This window comes from Candidatus Marinimicrobia bacterium CG08_land_8_20_14_0_20_45_22 (genome assembly GCA_002774355.1).
Lineage (GTDB): Bacteria > Fidelibacterota > UBA2242 > UBA2242 > UBA2242 > 0-14-0-20-45-22.
Genome location: PEYN01000028.1, coordinates 1 through 1806, shown reverse-complemented (window position 1 = coordinate 1806; position 1806 = coordinate 1). Strand labels below are relative to the sequence as shown.

Below are 1806 nucleotides of genomic sequence, written 5' to 3'. Positions count from 1 at the left end.
TCCAAAAATCTTCAAGACTTCTGCATTACGACGCCAGTCATTGATAGACGTCCAAAACAGACCGGCTTTCCAGCGTTCATAAAACCGGCCCATCTCCAATTCAATCACCCGACGTTTCATTTCCCACTGAGCAACAACAACAGCTGGGCTAAATCGTGTGTTTAAACAATCAGCAAACCGATTGATAAACTTTAATCGGAACTCCTCGTTCTCCACCAGCTTCCGTAGCAGAAGCGTTGACCACGGCGGATTCGGCCAATCGGGTCCGTCTGTTGCCAGTGCATGTTCGAGCGTATTGAATCGGTAGGCGTTAGCATCGTAAAGACCGAATCCAAAATCCGTATCGAACAAAGTCCAGCGCCATTTCCCGTTCGTCGGACGATGTCGCCAGAACTTAACATTGTTTCCCGGCCAGTCGCGATTATCGATGTAGATTTCCGCAACATTATAGTTAATATAGTTGTCGATGTCGATACGGTCTGCGACATACTGATAATTTTCCTGAACGCTCAAATCATGATTTGTGTAAAAATCGACAAGTTCCAGCCATTCGGAAGCCTCGCCTTCGTTCACGACTCCATTATTTTCCAGAATATCGACATCACTAGGGTCAACGTCAAAATGCTCGGCGAGATAATTCTCGTCCACTTTTTCGCGAAGATTCTGCAATCCCCAGTACTCACCGTTCAAATATACAGCCACTGGTCGATACGCCTGCAATTCGAGGTTCATTCCCTCCGCCAAGCCTTGCATCAATCCATCACGAAACATCGTATAGCCCCAATCATTCCCGGAATTTCTAATTAATACCGATTCGAAAGAGTTACTCGATCTGTCGGGAAAAATTTTGTAAGAAATCTTTCCGTATCCGTATTCACTGCGCGCGAAAACAACCAGCGATTTTTGGGGAAATGCGCGGCTCCATTGGCCGAAAATTTTCACGCCCGCATCGATGTTAAAAGCAGGCGTTCCGGTATTTTCAAACATCTCTACATTAACCGGACGTTCCCAATCCTGCCAGAAATTTGCGCCAAAATACGGGTTTTCAGACGACGCATTCTTGCCCATCACGTATATCCCGCTATCTGCGTCCCAAAGATTTTCAGGATTAGTTGAAATCGAGATAACCGGCAGATCATGCGGCGCGTCTAAAAAATAACTGTGAGTCACGCTTTGTCCAGTCATCCAGCCGGAACGAAAAGCTTTTGCCCGGAGCACAGTGGTTCGTGTAATCGGGATCGGATTTCGGTACGTTTCAGAAGTTTCGGTCGGCTCGGAACCGTCTGTCGTAAAGTGTACGACTGTTTCATCCTGCGCGTTCAGTATGGCGTCGAATGGGTCAGAATACCAACCGCCCTTGAAGGAAAAAACCGGCGGGGTGACGATTCCTGCATAAGCATTTGTGTTGTTGACCGAACCGGGAGTTGATGTTGAAAAAAATTTCCACTCAGGTCCGGCATCCGGATATCGCCCATAGGATATATCCGTCGGAATCTCACCCAATTGAACGCGATCAACCATTTGTCCCAGCGAATCTGTCAGTAAAATCGTTTCTCCTCCGGAACTGATCTTAAAATTCAGATGCAAATTCGATGTGGGAATTTGCAATATCTCAGGAATTCCCGTCGGGTTCTCCGGCAGATGATTCATTCCGAGCGTCAGAAAGGGTATCGCTGTCATATCGGAAGAATATTGCCCGTAATTCAAGACCAAAATCGCAAGAACATTTTCGCCTTCAACAACGACCGAATCGAATTTCTCAATAGTAAAGCAATCGGGAAACCCGCCTAAAAAGATCTTCGCCTC

The 1806-nt window shown here is 46.7% G+C and carries 1 protein-coding gene; it reads right to left on the bottom strand.

The window, feature by feature from the left end:
* Window positions 1–1806 (bottom strand): hypothetical protein (locus COT43_02070; protein ID PIS30311.1); only part of this gene is annotated, 1806 nt, incomplete at both ends.